The 1,244-nt window shown below is 31.4% G+C and carries 1 protein-coding gene; it reads right to left on the reverse strand.

Translation table 11 applies throughout. The features are described from left to right. Positions 1-300: 300 nt before the first annotated feature. Entirely contained in the window at positions 301-1,107 is an 807-nt protein-coding gene (locus tag F0000_RS27390; protein ID WP_188112325.1) for a hypothetical protein, read from the reverse strand. Positions 1,108-1,244: the final 137 nt, after the last annotated feature.

The following is a 1,244-nucleotide window of genomic DNA, read 5'->3' on the forward strand; positions in this document are numbered from 1 at the left end:
GGATTGTATTCCGTAAGTTAAGGCAATTTGTCTTTTGGAGTGGTTTCCTTTGGTAAGTTCTGCTAGAACTTTGAGTTTAAAGCTTTCGCTATAGCGTCTCACATATCCATCATTTTTATACATATACCTTGGTTTTTTGTATACATATTTCAGGACGGGTCAGGATTGGCTACAACGTCTCGGCTATGGTTAGTACGGGATTAAAAGAACTGAACTTTCGATTAAGCACTTAGCCAAAGCTTTTTATTTTGTTTTATCTTTTTTATTTTAAAGCCAAATCAAAAGATTTGGCGGACTTTATTATTTGAACAGACCTTTGATTTTATGCCAAAAGCCCGTATTAGCTATAGCCATTGTTGTACGTAGGCTTTTTTCTTCCACTTCAGATTTAAAAGTTTTTACTTCTACTTTTTTTCTATCCGCTACTACTATTCCTTTTTCATTTGGCCAATTAGAGTTTACATATTCAAATTTTCCAAGTTCTACCATTTTTTCCATTATACGTTTTCCGTCTGCGTAGTCGCAATATATTCCAATTGGTAAAGGTTGATATTCATTGGATGATTTAATGAAATTTGTAAAGAAATATGGGTCAAGTTGTCCAAATTCTAAACCATAATTTAAAGGAATTTCAATTCGTTGCCCGGTTTTTATATTGGTTAATCCACAATGTATTCCGTGAAAAGCATATTTCCAGCCGTTCATTTTTCCAATTGGTTCGTAACCAAACTTGTTGGTATGACACAATGTATTCATTGGGTATTCAGAGTCTATTACAATACTATGTTTGTCTGCAAACTCATTTATAAGTTTAATAGCTAAATCTCGATAGTCTTTTGCACATTTCTCAAAAAAGTCTTGGTTTTCTTCAATTTCCTTATCAGTTATTAGTTTGGTAATATTAATTTCTGGCACAACTGTATGAATTCCAACTTCAAATTCAGGGTGTTCAAATTTCCATTGATTTCCAATCTTTTCTCTTTTTGATTTGATTTTATCAGCAAACACAATTTTCCATTCAATTCCACGTGGAAGTGATTTTATAGTTTTGAAATCAGGAATTTCTTTTAAACTATTACAGATTTGTATTTTTTCGGTTAGTTCCAATGTTTTTTTAGCTTCTGACTAACGTAAAATTACACTACTGATTTACAGTTATTTGCAAATCATCATTAGTTAATCCAAATTTATCAATTTGTTTTCTAATTCTTTTCACTAGTCCTAGTTTTCTTTTTTGATCGAGG

It is taken from the genome of Aquimarina sp. RZ0 (genome assembly GCF_008370685.1).
Taxonomy (GTDB): domain Bacteria; phylum Bacteroidota; class Bacteroidia; order Flavobacteriales; family Flavobacteriaceae; genus Aquimarina.